Source organism: Streptomyces sp. NPDC001781, from assembly GCF_053596035.1.
Map to the genome: position 1 here is coordinate 237,777 of NZ_JBSFFI010000002.1, position 16,362 is coordinate 254,138.

General features: G+C 74.2%; 16 protein-coding genes and 1 pseudogene. 7 read left to right on the forward strand and 10 right to left on the reverse strand.

The genetic code is table 11. The features are described from left to right. The first annotated feature begins 206 nt into the window (after positions 1 to 206). The gene (locus ACWCV3_RS02840; protein ID WP_451217392.1) at positions 207 to 371 is read left to right on the forward strand and encodes a hypothetical protein; all 165 of its coding nucleotides are present in this window, start codon (positions 207 to 209) and stop codon (positions 369 to 371) included. Here ACWCV3_RS02840 and ACWCV3_RS02845 read toward each other — a convergent pair. From ACWCV3_RS02845 to ACWCV3_RS02855, 3 genes are all read right to left on the reverse strand, one after another. Further along, the gene (locus ACWCV3_RS02845) at positions 349 to 1,341 is read right to left on the reverse strand and encodes an N-acetylglucosamine kinase (RefSeq protein WP_451217394.1); all 993 of its coding nucleotides are present in this window, start codon (positions 1,339 to 1,341) and stop codon (positions 349 to 351) included. The genes ACWCV3_RS02840 and ACWCV3_RS02845 overlap by 23 nt on opposite strands. Further along, the gene (locus tag ACWCV3_RS02850; protein ID WP_451217397.1) at positions 1,332 to 2,597 is read right to left on the reverse strand and encodes a 6-phospho-beta-glucosidase; all 1,266 of its coding nucleotides are present in this window, start codon (positions 2,595 to 2,597) and stop codon (positions 1,332 to 1,334) included. The genes ACWCV3_RS02845 and ACWCV3_RS02850 overlap by 10 nt, the downstream gene beginning before the upstream one ends. A 136-nt stretch (positions 2,598 to 2,733) precedes the next feature. Next, complete coding sequence (locus ACWCV3_RS02855; RefSeq protein ID WP_451217400.1) at positions 2,734 to 3,840, reverse strand: mechanosensitive ion channel family protein; 1,107 nt, start codon at positions 3,838 to 3,840, stop codon at positions 2,734 to 2,736. 303 nt (positions 3,841 to 4,143) lie between these two features. Between ACWCV3_RS02855 and ACWCV3_RS02860 the strand changes: the two genes are divergently transcribed. Continuing rightward, on the forward strand, positions 4,144 to 4,680 hold the full coding sequence (locus tag ACWCV3_RS02860; RefSeq protein ID WP_451217403.1) for an HNH endonuclease: 537 nt from the start codon (positions 4,144 to 4,146) through the stop codon (positions 4,678 to 4,680). A gap of 21 nt (positions 4,681 to 4,701) precedes the next feature. Here ACWCV3_RS02860 and ACWCV3_RS02865 read toward each other — a convergent pair whose 3' ends face one another. From ACWCV3_RS02865 to ACWCV3_RS02885, 5 genes are read right to left on the reverse strand one after another with little or no spacing between them, the layout of a single operon-like run. Beyond that, positions 4,702 to 5,301, reverse strand: a complete 600-nt coding sequence (locus tag ACWCV3_RS02865) for a hypothetical protein (RefSeq protein WP_451217406.1) — start codon at positions 5,299 to 5,301, stop codon at positions 4,702 to 4,704. Then, entirely contained in the window at positions 5,298 to 6,629 is a 1,332-nt protein-coding gene (locus ACWCV3_RS02870) for a hypothetical protein (RefSeq protein ID WP_451217409.1), read from the reverse strand. The genes ACWCV3_RS02865 and ACWCV3_RS02870 overlap by 4 nt, the downstream gene beginning before the upstream one ends. Next, the gene (locus ACWCV3_RS02875; RefSeq protein WP_451217412.1) at positions 6,626 to 7,405 is read right to left on the reverse strand and encodes an ABC transporter ATP-binding protein; all 780 of its coding nucleotides are present in this window, start codon (positions 7,403 to 7,405) and stop codon (positions 6,626 to 6,628) included. Before ACWCV3_RS02875 ends, ACWCV3_RS02870 begins: the two co-directional genes overlap by 4 nt. 16 nt (positions 7,406 to 7,421) lie before the next feature. Continuing rightward, positions 7,422 to 8,267, reverse strand: a complete 846-nt coding sequence (locus ACWCV3_RS02880) for a zf-HC2 domain-containing protein (protein WP_451217415.1) — start codon at positions 8,265 to 8,267, stop codon at positions 7,422 to 7,424. After that, complete coding sequence (locus tag ACWCV3_RS02885) at positions 8,264 to 8,830, reverse strand: RNA polymerase sigma factor (protein WP_451217560.1); 567 nt, start codon at positions 8,828 to 8,830, stop codon at positions 8,264 to 8,266. Before ACWCV3_RS02885 ends, ACWCV3_RS02880 begins: the two co-directional genes overlap by 4 nt. 144 nt (positions 8,831 to 8,974) lie before the next feature. On the opposite strand from ACWCV3_RS02885, the gene ACWCV3_RS02890 reads away from it, so the two are divergent. From ACWCV3_RS02890 to ACWCV3_RS02905, 4 genes are all read left to right on the forward strand, one after another. Continuing rightward, a complete protein-coding gene (locus tag ACWCV3_RS02890) occupies positions 8,975 to 9,199 on the forward strand; it encodes a hypothetical protein (RefSeq protein WP_451217418.1) in 225 nt (74 codons plus the stop codon). After that, the gene (gene malQ / locus ACWCV3_RS02895) at positions 9,200 to 11,302 is read left to right on the forward strand and encodes a 4-alpha-glucanotransferase (protein ID WP_451217421.1); all 2,103 of its coding nucleotides are present in this window, start codon (positions 9,200 to 9,202) and stop codon (positions 11,300 to 11,302) included. A 71-nt stretch (positions 11,303 to 11,373) separates the two neighbouring features. Continuing rightward, positions 11,374 to 11,619 carry a hypothetical protein gene (locus ACWCV3_RS02900; RefSeq protein WP_451217424.1) on the forward strand — a complete coding sequence of 82 codons (246 nt, stop codon included), beginning with the start codon at positions 11,374 to 11,376 and terminating at the stop codon, positions 11,617 to 11,619. 106 nt (positions 11,620 to 11,725) lie between these two features. After that, positions 11,726 to 13,156 (forward strand): FAD-dependent monooxygenase, encoded by a 1,431-nt coding sequence (locus ACWCV3_RS02905; RefSeq protein WP_451217427.1) that lies wholly within the window; start codon positions 11,726 to 11,728, stop codon positions 13,154 to 13,156. Here ACWCV3_RS02905 and ACWCV3_RS02910 read toward each other — a convergent pair. After that, a pseudogene (locus tag ACWCV3_RS02910) lies at positions 13,132 to 13,377 on the reverse strand (UTRA domain-containing protein); the annotation flags it as partial. The gene ACWCV3_RS02905 and the pseudogene ACWCV3_RS02910 overlap by 25 nt on opposite strands. A gap of 43 nt (positions 13,378 to 13,420) precedes the next feature. Between ACWCV3_RS02910 and ACWCV3_RS02915 the strand changes: the two are divergent. Beyond that, the gene (locus ACWCV3_RS02915; RefSeq protein WP_451217562.1) at positions 13,421 to 13,684 is read left to right on the forward strand and encodes an ATP-binding protein; all 264 of its coding nucleotides are present in this window, start codon (positions 13,421 to 13,423) and stop codon (positions 13,682 to 13,684) included. A gap of 55 nt (positions 13,685 to 13,739) precedes the next feature. Here the strand turns inward: ACWCV3_RS02915 and pepN are convergent, their stop codons facing one another. After that, entirely contained in the window at positions 13,740 to 16,310 is a 2,571-nt protein-coding gene (pepN, locus tag ACWCV3_RS02920) for an aminopeptidase N (protein WP_451217430.1), read from the reverse strand. Positions 16,311 to 16,362 lie beyond the last annotated feature (52 nt).

Below are 16,362 nucleotides of genomic sequence, written 5' to 3' on the forward strand. Positions count from 1 at the left end.
TCGCACCAGCCTTCACCGCATCTTGATCGGATCGGGGCGCGGAGCGGCGCTCCACCCCGTCCGTCCAGGAACACGCCGTACCATTCCCCAACGGTTCCACACCTGGCGGTACTTGCGGAAATGACCCCGCCAGGTGGCCCGAACCGACCACGGCACCGCCCGACACCGCGCCGCCCGCCTCCCACGCGGCGCCGTCCGGTCCGCCGGTGTTCTTCGGCGGGACCGGCGACGGTGGCCCCTTCGCCCTTCTCGCCCGCATCGACCGGCCGGACGACTTCGTCCGGGACCACGACACCGACAGCCGCACGTGGGCCGCGCGCAGCCTCGCCGGCCGGCTGGAGCGGTCGGTCAGCGGGACGCCATGCCCGTAGACGCCTCCCAGTGCCCACGGGCGCGCTCGAGGGCCCCGGGTGTCGCGTCCAGGTGGTCCAGGCCGAGCAGGGCCGCGCCGAGGACCGGGGGAGCGGTGACCAACCGGGGCGTCGCGAGCGGGGCCCGGGCAGCCAGGCGGGTGCGGATGCCCTCGTCCAGCCGGGGGTGGCCCGCCGCCAGGACGCCGCCGCCGAGCAGGACCGGGGTGGGCTCGGCGAGGAGGTCCAGGCGGGTCAGGGCGATCGTGGCCAGCAGGGTCACCTCCTCGGCGAGGCGGTCGACCAGCGAGCGGGCCACGGGGTCGCCGTCGGCCGCCGTGGCGAAGAGGACCGGCGTCAGCTCGTGACGGCGGGCGGCGGCGAGGTGCCCCAGGTGGAGGGACTCGATCAGGGCCGCCGTCGTGGGGAGACCGAAGTGCGCCGGGAGGGTGCGGGACAGCTCGGTCGGATCGCCCCGGCCGTCCTCGGCGCGGGCCGCGTGCCAGAGGGCCTCCTCGGCCAGGCCCCAGCCACCGCCCCAGTCGCCCGAGAGCCGGCCGAGCGCGGGGAAGCGTGCCGTACGCCCGTCGGGGCGCATGCCGACGCAGTTGATGCCGGCCCCGCACACCACGGCCACGCCCCGCGGCTCGGCCACCCCGGCGCGCAGCACGGCGAAGGTGTCGTTGCGCACCTCCACCGACGCACCCCACCCGCGCGCGGTGACCTCCGCGGCCAACTCCTGCTCCTCCACCGGGAGATCGGCGTTGGCCAGGCAGGCCGAGACGTGCGAGACGTACGGCACCCCCGCTTCGGCCAGCGCACGCTCCACCGGCTCGGCGAGCGCCTCAAACGCCCGGTCCACGCCCACCGCCGGGGGCCGGAAACCGCCGCCGCGTGCCGTGGCCAGCACCGCGCCGGCCGCGTCGAGCACGGCCACGTCGGTCTTGCTGTTGCCCGCGTCGACGGCGAGGACGGTCCCGGTCAGGCCCACGCCAGGTGCTCCCGGTTGTGCGCGAGCAGGAGATCGGTGAGCCGGTCGGCATAGGCGTACTGGCCCACCAGCGGGTGGGCGAGCAGCGCCCGGAAGACCCGGTCCCGGCCGCCGCGCAGGGCCGCGTCCAGCGCGAGCTCCTCGTACGCCGTCACGTTCGCCATCAGCCCCGCGAACAACGGGTCGACGCCCGGCACCGGAAGCGGTTTTGCCCCGGCCGGGCCGACCGCGGCGGGCACCTCGATCACCGCGTCGTCGGGGAGGAACGGCAGCGTGCCCCCGTTGACCGTGTTCACCACCTGGTACGGGCTGCCCCCGCCGCCCAGCAGCGCCGCCGCCACGTCCACGGCCGCCTCCGAGTAGAAGGCGCCGCCGCGCCGGGCCAGCAGCGCGGGCTTCTCGTCCAGCGCCGGGTCGCCGTACATCGCCAGCAGCTCCCGCTCCAGCGCCGCGACCTCGGCCGCCCGCGAGGGCTTCACCCGCTGCTCGCCCACCACCTCGTCGTGCAGGTAGTAGTACCGCAGGTAGTACGACGGGATCGCGCCCAGCCGCTCCAGCAGGGGGGGCGGCAGCCGCAGGTCGGCGGCGACGGCGTCGCCGTGCTCGGCGAGCAGGCGGGGGAGGACGTCCTCGCCGTCGGGTCCGCCGAGACGCACGGCGGTCTCCCAGGTGAGGTGGTTGAGGCCGACGTGGTCGAGGTGGACCCCGCCCGGTTCCGTGCCGAGCAGCGCGGCGAACTTCCGCTGGAGGCCGATCGCCACGTTGCACAGGCCCACCGCGCGGTGCCCCTCCTGGAGCAGGGCGCGGGTCACGATGCCGACCGGGTTGGTGAAGTCGATGATCCATGCGTCGGGGCTGGTCCGCCGGATGCGCTCCGCGATGTCCAGCACCACCGGGACCGTCCGCAGCGCCTTGGCGAGGCCGCCCGCGCCGGTCGTCTCCTGGCCCAGGCACCCGCACTCCAGCGGCCAGGTCTCGTCCCGTTCCCGCGCCGCCTGCCCGCCCACCCGGAGCTGGAGCAGCACGGCGTCCGCGCCCGCCACCCCGGCGTCCAGGTCCGAGGTGGTGACCACCCGCCCGGGATGCCCCTGCCGGGCGAAGATACGGCGGGCCAGGCCGCCCACCAGCTCCAGCCGGTCCGCCGCCGGGTCCACCAGCACCAGCTCGGTCACCGGCAGTGTGTCCCGCAGCCGGGCGAAGCCGTCGACGAGTTCCGGGGTGTAGGTCGAACCTCCGCCGACCACGGTCAGTCTCACGGGTGACTCCCTCGCCTCCAGCAGGCTCCTCGGCCAGCAGGAGCCTACGTCCTCCCGTCCGGATCCGGCAGGGCTCGCGGGGTCCGGCCTGATCCGAGCGAAGGACCCTGGGGGCAGGCGGCGGAGTCCGTCGACGTCACTTGGCCGGGGGCTTCTGCGTGGTGACCGGGGCGGTGAGCGGGTCGCTCGCCAGCGACTGCGGGGAGGTGGCGTTGCTGAACGCGGAGGGCGCGGCGACGCTCGCCGACGGGTCCGGGGTCTCGCCCTCCGGGACCACGGCCGTGGCGCCGCCGATGATCGGGATGCTCGCCTCGTCGAAGGCCCGCTTGATCCGCCAGCGCAGCTCGCGTTCGACCGCCACCGACTTGCCCGGCATGGTCTTGGCGGAGACCCGGATGACCATGGAGTCGATCAGCACGCTGTCCAGGCCCAGCACCTCGATGGGGCTCCACAGCAGCTCGTTCCACGGCTCCTCCTTGCCCATCTTCTCGGCGACCTCGTCCAGCACGGACTTCACCTTGTCCAGGTCCTCGCCGGCGCGCACGGTGACGTCCACGCCCGCCGTGGCCCAGCCCTGGGAGAGGTTGCCGATGCGCTTGACCTCGCCGTTGCGGACGTACCAGATCTCGCCGTTGTCGCCGCGCAGCTTGGTCACGCGCAGGCCGACCTCGACCACCTCGCCGGTCGCCACCCCGGCGTCGATGGTGTCGCCGACGCCGTACTGGTCCTCGATGATCATGAAGACTCCGGACAGGAAGTCGGTGACCAGGTTCCGGGCACCGAAACCGATCGCCACACCGGCCACGCCGGCGGAGGCGAGCAGGGGGGCCAGGTCGATCCGGAAGGTGGAGAGCACCATCAGGGCGGCCGTGCCGAGGATGGTGAAGGACGCCACCGAGCGCAGTACGGAGCCGATGGCGGCCGAGCGCTGACGGCGCCGCTCGTTGTTGACCAGCAGCCCGCCCAGCGGGGACTGGTCCACCGACTGCACGGTGCGGTTCATCCGCTCGATCAGCTTGGTGATGGCCCGGCGCACGACCGCGCGCAGCGCCACGGCGACGACCACGATCAGCAGGATCTGCAACCCCATCGCCAGCCAGGTCGACCAGTTCTGCTCGACCCAGCTCGCCGCGTTCGCCGCGTTCTCCTGCGCGTCCTGGAGCGAGGACACGGCCGGGTCCGAGCCCGATGGCGAGGGAGACGGCGAGACTCCGGCGGCCAGCAGGGCGACGGGCAGGGACACGGCGGTACCTCCATGGTGCTGCGGTCCGCGCCGGCGGGGGCGGCCAAGGTCACGGGAAGGTCACCGGGCGGACGGGACCACCACACTAACGGGGCATCGCGCGCCCTTCCGCCGCTTCTCCGGAGGCCCCCTGCCCCGCCCGCGCCTGAACAGGCCGTGCGGACCGTACGACACCGCTCATGTGGTCGAAAACACTTCGGGCCCGTTACCGGCACATGGTGGCGCTCGGAGCAGCCATGAGGGGAGACTGAACCAGATCGTCCCGGCGCGAGCCACGCGCCGCCGACGCCCAAGGAGGCCCCTGTGCCGCATGTCCTGGTCCTCAACGCGTCGTACGAGCCCCTCGGCGTCGTACCGCTCCGCCGCGCGCTCGTCCTCGTCCTGGAGAACAAGGCCGTCTCCCTCGAGGAATCCGGCGCCTATCTGCACAGCGCGTCCGTCACAGTCCCCGCACCCAGCGTGGTCCGGCTCAAGCGTTTCGTGCGGGTCCCCTACCGGGGGCCCGTTCCACTCACCCGGCGCGCGCTGTTCGCGCGGGACGGGGGCCGGTGCGCGTACTGCGGTGGCGTCGCGACCAGCGTCGACCACGTCATCCCGCGCTCACGCGGGGGCAAGCACGTCTGGGACAACGTGGTGGCCTCCTGCCGCCGCTGCAACCACGTCAAGGCCGACCGCCACCTGGTCGAACTCGGCTGGCGCCTGCGCCACCAGCCGGCCCCGCCCAGCGGCCTCGCCTGGCGCATCATCGGCACCGGCCACCGCGACCCCCGCTGGCTCCCCTATCTCCAGCCGTACGGCGCGGAGGCGGCGCTCGCCCGGATCGACGGCATCTCGGCCTGAGCCCCCGGAGCATCCTCGGGGTCAGCCGCCCGGACGCGCCCCCCGGACGGCGTACAGCACGGCGCCCAGCGCGAAGGCGGCCAGCGCGGCGGCCCAGGCACCCGGCTGCGGCCCTGGCTGCACCGGCCAGGCCCACACCGTGGCCGCACGTCCGTGCGCGCCGGAGGAGGCCAGGTAGACGGCGGACACGTACCCGAAGGCGGGCAGCCAGCTCAGCCGGGCCCCGAGGACGACGGCGGCGAGGGCCGTGACCCCGACGCAGCCCAGCGTGTTGCGGAGCATCGCCGGTGGCCCGAACGTGTCCGCGTGCCCGGCCACGGCCGGCGACAGCATGGCCGAGGCGAGTGCGGTGAGCGCGACCACGTGCGTCAGGCGGCGCCGCCACCAGGGGCGTACGGCCGTGCGGTCCAGTTCGTCCGAGGCCGTGTGCAGGCTCGCCCCGATCACGGCGGCGGCCAGCAGGGGCGCCAGGGCGACGACCGGCACCCGGCGGTCCGGATCGAGGTAGGCGTCCAGGGCCCCGGCCGCCCAGACGGCGAAACCGGTGGTCGCGGCGAGGGCCGCCAGGGACACGGGGAGGGCGCGGGAGCGGGCGTAGAGCAGGAGACCGTGGGCGCTCACAGGGACGGCATCCCCTCGGTGCCGCAGTGGGCGCGGACCGCGAAGTACGCGGACAGCCAGGCCCGGCGCCGCTGCTCGTCCATCCCGGCCAGCTTCGCCCGCGCCGCGAGGCTCCTCCGCAGCTGTGCGCGGGTGGGTGCGTCACCCTCGGCCTGGCGGGCGTCGAAGTGGCTCTGGAACGGGCTGGGCGCCAGGTACGCCTGCACGGCGTCGTCCGCGAGCATGGCGCCCTCGGACCGGTCGACGCAGTCGCCGTGCCCGGACAGTGCCGCGACCGCCTCCCACGCATATTGCTGCGGTTGCATCAGCCGCCCCCGTACGACGTACCAGCCGAACGGCGCGAGTGTCGGCAACTGCACCTCACCGGCGCGCGGGGTGCCTTGCCGGTCCGCCCAGCGCACCGGGAGGTTCCGCACGCCGCTCAGCCTGCCGGTGGCCCGGGACAGCGCGCTGGTGACCTCGGGGAGGAGACCCGCGTACCGGGCGTTCACGCAGATCGCCGGCGTGGTGGAGTTGTCGCACACCTGGCGGTCGGCCAGGGGATCGCTCCGCCACATGCCGCTCCCGCCCTGCACGAGCAGCGCGCCCGCGGTCAGCGCGGCGGCCAGCGGCAGCAGGGCGGTCGCCCGCCGCCGGGCCGCGTACGCCAGGGTGAGGGCGAGGGCCAGGCCGAGCGTCCACGCGGCCATGGCGAGCGGCTGCCACCACACAGGGTGCGTGCCGGCCACGGCGAAGGCGGCGGGGTCGAGCGCGTCCAGGGCGTTCTGGCGCGCCGCCATCCCGAGCCCCGCGTAACCGACGACCCCGAGCACCGGAGCCGCGAGCTGAGTGGGCACGACCCGGCCGACCAGATGCCCCAGCAGCGCCGCGGCCATCAGTGCGGCGGTGTCCCCCGGTACCCGGGTGAGGTGCGGATGATCGCCCACGGAGTACGGCCAGGTGGCGAGCGCGGCCAGGGCGACGGCGACCAGGTGACCGACGGCCACCCAGAGCGCGACCGGCAGGGCGGAGGCCAGCAGCCGGTGGAGCGGCGCGCGGACAGCCGTGCCCCACAGCTCCTCCGTGTGCCGCCGCCGTTCGCGGCCGCCCTGCCAGCAGCCGGCCGCGGCGGTCAGCGGCAGGGCGATCAGCAGGGCGTCGTGCGTCAGCGCGGCGGTCTCCGCCCAGCCGCCCTGCCAAGTGCGGGAGGAGGCGGTCAGCAGCACCCCGAGCATCAGCAGCACAGCGGCCCCGGCGAGCGGAGGAAAGCCCCGGACCACCTCGGCGCGCAGGGGGTGCGGCGGCAGTGCCCTCGGCACGGAGGCCGCCCGCGTGGTGACCGTGGTCATCGCACCGTCTCCCGCACGTCCGAGGCGCCCCGCGCCCGGTGGGCCCGCAGTGCTGCCGTGTAGCCGCGCTCGATCGGATGATCGCCGGGGCCGTCCGAGGTCTCCCCGAGCCGGGTCAGGGAGGCGGGGGTGCCCTGGTACGCGATCCGGCCGCCGTCCAGCAGGGCGACCTCCGTGCAGGCGGTGGCCACGTCCTCCACCAGGTGGGTGGAGACCACCACCGTGGCGGAGGTCCCGAGTTCGCGGAGCAGTTCGCGGAACTCCACCCGCTGCTCGGGGTCGAGACCGGCGGTGGGCTCGTCCAGCAGCAGCACGCTCGGATCGTTGACGACGGCCTGGGCGATGCCGACCCGGCGGACCATGCCGCCGGACAGCGTCCGGATCTTCGCGTCGGCCCGGTCCGCGAGGCCGACCCGCCGCACCGCGCGCTCCACGGCAGCCGGGACCCGCTCGGCCGGGACCTCCTTCAGCCAGGCCACGTAGGCCACGAACTCCCGTACGGTGAAGGCCGGGTAATGGCCGAACTCCTGTGGCAGATAGCCGAGTCGTCGCCGTATCTCGGAGCGTTCACGCTGGCCGGCGCTGTCCTGGCCGAGCAGTTCAACGCGGCCGGCCGAGGGGCGGGCGACGGTGGCGAGCACCCGGATCAGCGAGGTCTTCCCTGCGCCGTTCGGCCCGAGCAGGCCGTGGACGCCGGTGCCCAGCTCCAGGTCGAGGGAGTCGAGGGCGACGGTTCTGCGATGCCGGACACGCAGCCCGGTGACGCGGATGGACAAGGGATCTCCTCGGAACTCAGTAGGTGCGGTCGTACGCGGTGCGGCGGGCCGCCAGCACAAGGGCGCTCAGGGCGACCGCCGCCGCCCACGCCGACTGGGCCGGGGCGCCGTCGAGGCACCGGGCCAGCCGGGCGCCGATCTCCTGTGGCGACGGCGCGAGCACCGCGCACAGCCAGCCGCCCGCCGTCACGGCGGACGCGGTACGGAATCCGGCGAGCGGGCCCAGCGCCAGGGTGGCCAGCGTCAGCGCCAGCCCCGGCAGCAGCCACGCGGCGGCGGCCGGGGCGCCGGAGGCGGGCAGCAGCGCGCCGGCGAGGGTCAGCACCGGCAGGCTCACCGCGAGCACGGCCGCCGTCCGGGTCAGGGCCAGCCGGAATCCGCCGCCCGGTGTGGACGCGGCCACCTCGTGCAGCGGGTCGGCGTGCGGACCGTAGGACAGCGCGACCCCGGCCACGGGCATCACCGGGGCGATCGCCAGCAGCAGCATCCGCGCCCCCGGCGCCCCTCCGGTGAGGCCGAGCAGCATCGCGCCCCCGGCCACCACCAGGAGGGCGACCAGCCACGCCCCGCGTACGGCGGGCCCAACGGCCCACAGGAGACGGGTCCGGCGTGCGAAGGCGCCGGTTCCCGACCCCTGTGCGGGAACCGGCGCCACCTCCCGCCCCGCCGCGGCCAGCACTGCCGTCCGTACGTCCAGGAGCACCGCGCCCGCCGCCGTCCCCCGCACCACGCCCGAGACACGGGACGCGCAACTCGTACAGCTCTCCAGGTGCTTCTCCAGGGACCACGCGTCCGCCTCCGGCAAGGACCCGTCGGCGTACCGGGCGGCCTGGGCCTCACTCGTGTGCCACTGCCTGCTCATGCCGGGCCTCCCAGCGGGGACGGGTTCAACCGGGCCAGCGCGGCCCGCAGTTCGGTACGGGCGCGCCGGGCGCGGGACTTGACGGTGCCCTCGGGTATACCGAGCAGCCGGGCCGTCTCGCGGGTGGTCAGGCCGTCGACCACCGTCGCGCGCAGCACCTCGCGCAGCTCGGGGGAGATCCGGTCCAGGGCGGTGCCGACATCGCCGTACTCCAGCCCGGCCAGCACCCGGTCCTCGGCGGACGGCACGGCCGCCGCCTCCGCCTCCGGCGCGATCCGCGCGGTGCGCTCCTGGGCGCGGCGGGCGTCGACCAGGCGCCGGGCGGCGATGGTCCACAGCCAGCCGCCCGCCTCCGCGCCCCGGTGGCCGGAAGCCGAACGCCACACCGTGACGAAGGTGTCCTGGAGCACCTCCCGGACCATCTCCGGGTCTGCACAGCGCCGGGCGATCCGGGCGTGCAGCCACCCCGCGTGCCGGTCGTACAGGTCGGCGAGCGCCGCCTGGTCGCCTGCCGCGACGGCCCGCAGCAGGGCACCGTCGTCCTTCTCCCGGTGGCCCCCCATGGGGCGGAACAGTCTCACACCCCCTCTATCGCGCCGCCCCCGAGCGGTGGATCACTCCCGCGCGTGGGCGTGGCATCCGCCTGGCTGGGTATGGCTGGGTAATCCGGCAAAACGCACCCGCCCCCCGTGACCAAGGAGGCTCCCGTGGCCGCAGCGGTTCACCTGTTCCTGCCCGCCCAGTGGAAACCCGAGGCGGAGACCGCCGACCGCGCGTTCAGCGCGGAGAGCGCCTGCGTGGAGGCGCCGCTCACCAGTGAGCCGCCGCTGCCCGGCGCAGAGCCGCTGACCAGCGAGCCCCCGCTCGCCGACGTCGTCCCGCTCACCGGTGACGCCGACCCCGTCCCGGTCCGCTTCGGCCCGGCCGAGTAGATGGCCGCGGCGCTGGACGACGACGAGCTGCGCGCGCTCGCGGAGCTGCACGGCGTAGCCACCTCCTACAGCCCCTCCCCGGAGATCATCGTCGCGGTGCCCGCCCCCGCCGTGACCGCCGCCCTGGCCGCCCTGGACGTCGACGCGAGCACCCCGGGTGCCGTCCGTGCCGCGCTCGCGGAGCGGGAGCGCGAGCTGCGGGAGCGGCTGCTGCCGCCCACCGTGGTCCGCTGGACCGGCCAGCCCGTCGCGGGCGCCGGCACCCCCGCCCTCCCGGACCCCTTCGACGTCCTGCCGCCCGGCTCCCTGCTGGAGATCGACACCGAGCAGGGAGAGCGGCACACCTCTGTCGACGACCTCCCCACGGGCGTCCACCACGTCACCGTCACCGCCCCCGACGGACGCACCGGCCACGCCCACCTCATCGTCGCCCCCGAGCGCCTCCCCGCACCCACGGGCCGCTCCTACGGCCTGCTCGCCCAGCTCTACTCCGTGCTCTCCCACCGCTCCTGGGGCATGGGCGACCTCGGGGACCTCGCCGAGCTGGCCGCCTGGGCCGGACGGACCCACGGCGCCGGATTCGTGCAGGTCAACCCGTTGCACGCTGCCGTACCCGGCGCCCCCACCGACCCCTCTCCGTACCGCCCCTCCTCCCGCCGCTTCCCCGACCCGGTCCACCTGCGCGTCGAGGACGTCCCGGAGTACTCCTACGCCGAGCTGAACCCCCGGCTGCGCGAGCGGGCCGAGCGGCTGCGCGCCGACGTGCTCGACAAGGGCGCCCTCATCGACCGTGACGCGGTGTGGGAGCTGAAGCGCCAGGCGCTGGAGCAGGTCGTACGGGTACCGCTCGGCCCCGGCCGGCAGGCCGCGTACGACGCCTTCCGCGCGGAGGAGGGCCAGGCGCTTCAGGACCACGCCACCTGGTACGCCCTCGCCGAGGAGCACGGCCCGGACTGGCGGACCTGGCCCGGGCCGCTGCGCGACCCCCGCTCGGCGGAGACCGCGCACGCCCGCGCCCGCCTGGCCGACCGGGTCGAGTTCCACACCCGGCTCGCCTGGCTCACCGACGGGCAGCTCCGGGCCGCCCAGCGGGCCGCCGAGGAGGCCGGGATGCCGATCGGGATCGTGCACGACCTCGCGGTCGGTGTGCACCCGGTCGGCGCCGACGCCTGGTCGCAGCAGGACCACTTCGCCGCCGGGATGTCGGTCGGCGCCCCGCCGGACGCCTTCAACGCGCGCGGCCAGGACTGGGGCCTGCCGCCGTGGCGCCCCGACCGGCTCGCGGAGTCGGGCCACCTCCCGTACCGGCTGCTGCTGCGCGCTCTGTTCCGGTACGCGGGCGCGCTGCGCATCGACCACGTGATGGGCCTGTTCCGGCTCTGGTGGGTTCCCGAGGGCAGCCCGCCCACCGACGGCACCTACGTGCGCTACGACGCCGAGGCGATGCTCGCCCTGCTCGCGCTGGAGGCGTCCCGCGCGGGCGCGCTGGTGATCGGGGAGGACCTGGGCACGGTCGAGCCCGGCGTGCGGGAGACGCTCCAGCGGCGCGGGGTGCTGGGCACCTCCGTGCTGTGGTTCGAGCGGGACTGGACCGGCGACGGCCGCCCGCTGCCCCCGGAGAGCTGGCGCGAGGACTGCCTGGCCACCGCGACCACCCACGACCTGCCGCCCACGGCGGCCCGCCTCACCGGCGAGCACGTCGACCTGCGCGAGAAGCTCGGCCTGCTCGTCAAGTCCGGCGCCGACGAGCGGGCGGACGCGGTCGCGGACACCGCCGAGTGGCTGGCCCTGCTGGGCAGTCTCGGGCTGCTGGACGCCCCGGCCGCCGGGCCGCCCGGCAGCGACGAGGAGGCCGAGATCCAGGGCTTCCACCGGTTCCTGCTGCGCACCCCGGCCCGGCTGGTCGGCATCTGGCTTCCGGACGGAATCGGGGACCGGCGCCCGCAGAACGTGCCCGGGACCTGGGACCAGTACCCGAACTGGCGCCTGCCGGTGTCCGACCCCCAGGGGCGGCCGGTGCCGCTGGAGGAGCTGACGGCGTCCCCGAGACTGGGGGCGCTGCTGTCCGTGGTCCGGGCGGGGCTGGGGCACAGCGGGCCCTGAGGGGCCGTCGTGGCCGCGTGTACGGCACCCCGGACGCGCGGCCGGTACGGCGGTTCGCTAACTTGGGGAGCGTGGACAAGAAGAACGCCCTGCGCGCCGGAGCCCTGGCGGCCGGCACGACGCTGATGATGCTGCTCATGTCGTCCCCCGCGCTCGCGCTCAGCCGCGACGACGGTGACGACCCCGGCCCCGGTCTCTCCGCCTGGGAGACCGTCGGCCTCTACGTGCTGATCCCGGTGGGCCTGTTCGTCGTCATCGCCGGTCTGGTGATGGTGCTGGACAAGTCGCGGTCGGCCTCGTCCTCCACCAGGAGCTGACGGACCCCGAGGGTCCGTACCGCCGGGGGCGCCGTCCTCCCGCCTCGCGCGGGACCGGACGGCGCCCCCGGCGTATCTGTTTCCCCGTTCCCCCGAGGAGCCGCGGATGGCAGGCACCAACGGCGTCGTCGTAGTGGGCTGCGGCCCGACCGGACTGCTCCTCGCCGGTGACCTGGCGCAGGCCGGTGTCCCGGTCACCGTGCTGGAGAAGCGTCCGCCCGGCATCAGCAACCTCACCCGCGCCTTCGCGCTGCACGCCCGCACGCTGGAACAGCTCGACATGCGGGGCCTCGCCGACGAACTCGAGTCCCTGGGCCACCCGATGACCCGGCTCGGCCTCCTCGACGGTCTCACCCTCGACCTCTCCGACCTCCCCACCCGCTTCCCGCACGTCCTGGTCGTCCCGCAGTACGAGGTCGAGCGGGTGCTGGAGCGGCGGGCGCGGGAAGCGGGCGCCGAGTTCGTCCACGAGGCCGAGGTGACCGCGCTGACCCAGGACGCGTCCGGGGTGACGGTCCTCGCCCGGGGCAGGGAGCCGCTGCGGGCCTCGTACGTGGTCGGGGCGGACGGGATGCGCAGCGCGGTGCGGGAGGCGGTGGGCCTTCCCTTCCCCGGAAGGCCGGTCATCCGCTCCGTGGTCCTCGCGGACGTACGGCTCTTCGAGGACCCGCCGGACCTGCTCACCGCGGGCACGACGGGGGACGCCTTCGCCCTGCTGATCCCCTTCGGCGACGGCTACCACCGGGTCGTCGGCTGGCACCGCTCGCACGACGTCCCCGACGACGCCCCGCTCGGCCTCGCCGAGGTCCAGGACATCGTCCGCGCCGCCCTCGGCCGCGACTACGGCATGCGCGACCCGCGCTGGCTGTCCCGCTTCCACAGCGACGAACGCCAGGCACCCACGTACCGCGCCGGGCGCGTCCTCCTCGCCGGCGACGCCGCCCACGTCCACTCACCGGCGGGCGGCCAGGGCATGAACACGGGCCTCCAGGACGCGGCGAACCTGAGCTGGAAACTGGCCGCGGTACTGAACGGCCGCGCCGACCCGTCCCTCCTGGACACCTACGACACCGAACGCCACCCGGTGGGCCGCACGGTCCTGCGCAGCAGCGGCGCCCTGATCCGCCTGGCCATGGCCCACCGCCCCTGGACGAGAGCCCTGCGGTCCGCCCTGACGACCCTGGCCACCCACGCCCCCGCCCTGCGCCGCAAGGCCCTCCTGCAGGTGACGGGCCTCGGCTACTCCTACGGCCCCGGCCCCCTGACCGGCAGACGAGCCCCGGACATCCCCCTGCCGGGCAACACCCGCCTCTACGAGGCCCTGCGCCCGGGCGACTTCGTCCTGCTGACCCAGGGCCCGCACGAGGACCCCGGCCGCCCCCACCTCACCACCTCGCGGTGGTCCGGCCCCCGAACCCTCCTGATCCGCCCGGACGGCTACATCGCCTGGGCGGCGAAGTCCCCGTCCCCAGCGGCGCTGGAACGGGCCCTGCTCGCCCATGCGGGCCCGCCTCACTCCGCCGAGAACTCGTACTGAAGCTCGTAGAGATGGCCCGCCTTGACCATGACGGTCGCTTCGACGGGCCGCTCCTCGTCGCTGAACACCACCCGTAGCGTGCGGAGCACGGGAAGGTCGCTGGGCAGCCTCAGCGCGCGGTACTGCTCCTGCGTCGGCACCCTCGCGGACACCCGGTCGACACTGGTGCGCGGCGGGAAACCAAGTTCGGCCAGGAGGGCTGGGGTGCCGCCCCTGATCCGGCTCTGTGTCTCGGAGTTGGCCACGAACGCAGTGCTGCACGGCGTGCCACCGGGGCGCGAATTCCTGCTCTCACTCACTGGCGACGGTGCGTCGATCCGCATCGAGGTGCGTGACAGTGGCGGGGGAGTACCGATGGTCAAAGCAGGCGAACTCGATGAATGCGGCGGCCGGGGACTCCTTCTCGTACGAGCCCTGGCCGACGACTTCGACGTGACGCCCCACAACCCTGGTAAATCAGTCTGGGCGGTCTTCAAGACCGATCCGCCGGGCGCCCACCCGGCCGGGGCGGAGGAGCGGCGGACCTGACGGCGAAAGGGGCGCCCGGCACAATGCCGGGCGCCCCCTCTCAACAGCTGGCCGGCTACGCCGAAGCCGCGTCCGCCCGCTGGGCCTTCAGTGCCCGCTCCACGCCCGCGCGGGACTCGGAGACCAGGCGGCGGAGGGCCGGGGTGGGGTCGACGGAGGCCAGCCAGGCGTCCGTCTTGCCGAGAGTCTCCTCAGTGACCTGGACCGACGGGTACAGGCCGACCGCGATCTGCTGGGCCATCTCGTGGGAGCGGGAGTCCCAGGCCGTCTTCACGGAGTCGAAGTAGCGGTCGGTGTAGGGGGCGAGGAGTTCGCGCTGGTCGGTCTGGACGAAGCCTATGATCACCGCTTCCTGCACGGCGTTCGGCAGCTTGTCGGACTCGACGACCGACGCCCACGCCTCCGCCTTCGCCTCGGCGGTGGGGCGGGCCGCGCGGGCGGTGGCCGCGTGGCGCTCGCCGGCGGCGGTGCGGTCGCGCTCGTACTCGGCGGCGATCTCCGCCTCGTCGAAGCGGCCCACCGCGGCGAGGCGCTCCACGAACGCCCAGCGCAGCTCGGTGTCGACGGCGAGGCCGTCGACGGTCTTCGAACCGTCCAGCAGCGCCTCCAGCAGGTCGAGCTGCTCCGGCGTACGGGCGGTCGCCGCGAAGGCGCGCGCCCAGGCGAGCTGGTGGTCGCTGCCCGGCCCGGCGGTACGCAGGTGCGCCAGCGTGGCCTCGGTCCAGCGGGCCAGCAGGGTCTCGCGGGCGGCCGGGTCGGCGTACAGGTCGATCGCCAGCTTGGCCTGCCGGTGCAGGGACTGCACGACACCGATGTCGGACTCCTTGCCGATGCCGGACAGCACCAGCGAGAGGTAGTCACGGGTGGCCAGCTCGCCGTCCCGCGTCATGTCCCAGGCCGACGCCCAGCTCAGCGCACGCGGCAGCGACTCCGCGAAGTCACCGAGGTGCTCGGTGACGACCGCGAGGGACTCCTCGTCCAGGCGGACCTTCGCGTACGACAGGTCGTCGTCGTTGAGCAGGACCACGGCCGGACGGCGGACACCGGTCAGCTCCGGCACGGCCGTCAGCTCGCCGTCCACGTCCAGCTCGACCCGCTTGACCCGGACCAGCTTGCCCGCGTCGTCCAGGTCGTACAGGCCGATCGCGATGCGGTGCGGACGCAGTGTCGGCTCGCCCTTGGCGCCGGCGGGGAGCGCCGGGGCCTCCTGGCGGACCGCGAAGGAGGTGATCGCGCCGTCCGCGCCGGTCTGCAGCTCGGGACGCAGGACGTTGATCCCCGCCGTCTCCAGCCATGCCCTCGACCAGGTCTTCAGGTCACGCCCGGAGGTCTCCTCCAGCGCGCCCAGCAGGTCCGAAAGACGCGTGTTGCCGAACGCGTGCCGCTTGAAGTACGCCTGCACGCCCCGGAAGAACTCGTCCTCGCCGACGTACGCCACGAGCTGCTTCAGCACCGACGCGCCCTTGGCGTACGTGATGCCGTCGAAGTTGACCAGGACGTCGTCGAGGTCCCGGATCTCGGCCATGATCGGGTGCGTGGAGGGGAGCTGGTCCTGGCGGTACGCCCACGTCTTCATCGAGTTGGCGAACGTCGTCCACGCGTGCGGCCAGCGCGAGCCCGGCGCCGACGCCTGGCAGGCGATGGAGGTGAAGGTGGCGAACGACTCGTTCAGCCACAGGTCGTTCCACCACTCCATGGTGACCAGGTCGCCGAACCACATGTGCGCCAGCTCGTGCAGGATCGTCTCCGCCCGCACCTCGTACGCCGCGTCGGTCACCTTGGACCGGAAGACGTACTGGTCGCGGATGGTCACCGCGCCCGCGTTCTCCATCGCGCCCGCGTTGAACTCCGGCACGAAGAGCTGGTCGTACTTCTCGAACGGGTACGCGTAGTCGAACTTCTCCTGGAACCAGTCGAAGCCCTGCCGGGTGACCTCGAAGATCGCCTCGGAGTCCAGGTGTTCGGCGAGCGAGGGCCGGCAGTAGATGCCGAGCGGCACGGACTGCCCGTCCTTCTCGTACACGCTGTGCACCGAGTGGTACGGGCCCACGATCAGCGCGGTGATGTACGTCGAGATGCGCGGGGTCGGCGCGAACGCCCAGACGTCGTCCTTGGGCTCCGGGGTGGGGGAGTTGGAGATCACCGTCCAGCCCTCGGGCGCCGTCACCGTGAACCGGAACGTCGCCTTGAGGTCCGGCTGCTCGAAGTTGGCGAACACGCGCCGCGCGTCCGGCACCTCGAACTGCGTGTACAGGTAAGCCTGCTCGTCGACCGGGTCCACGAACCGGTGCAGACCCTCACCGCTGTTGGTGTAGGCGCAGTCGGCCACCACCCGCAGGACGTTGCGTCCCTCCAGCAGACCGGGCAGCGCGATCCGGGACTCCTTGAAGACCTCCGCCGGGTCGAGCGCGTCCCCGTTCAGCGTCACCTCGCGCACGGCCGGTGCCACCAGGTCGATGAAGGACTCGGCGCCGGACTCGGCCACGTCGAAGCGCACCGTGGTGACGGACCGGAAGGTGCCGCCCTCCTGCGCGCCGGAGAGGTCGAGATCGATCTCGTACGAGTCGACGCTCAGCAGGTCGGCTCGCTGCTGCGCCTCTTCCCGAGTCAGGTTTGTGCCAGGCACGCGGTCATCTCCTCGTTATGTGTGGGTTGCGCCATCCTTCCACGGGAGATTA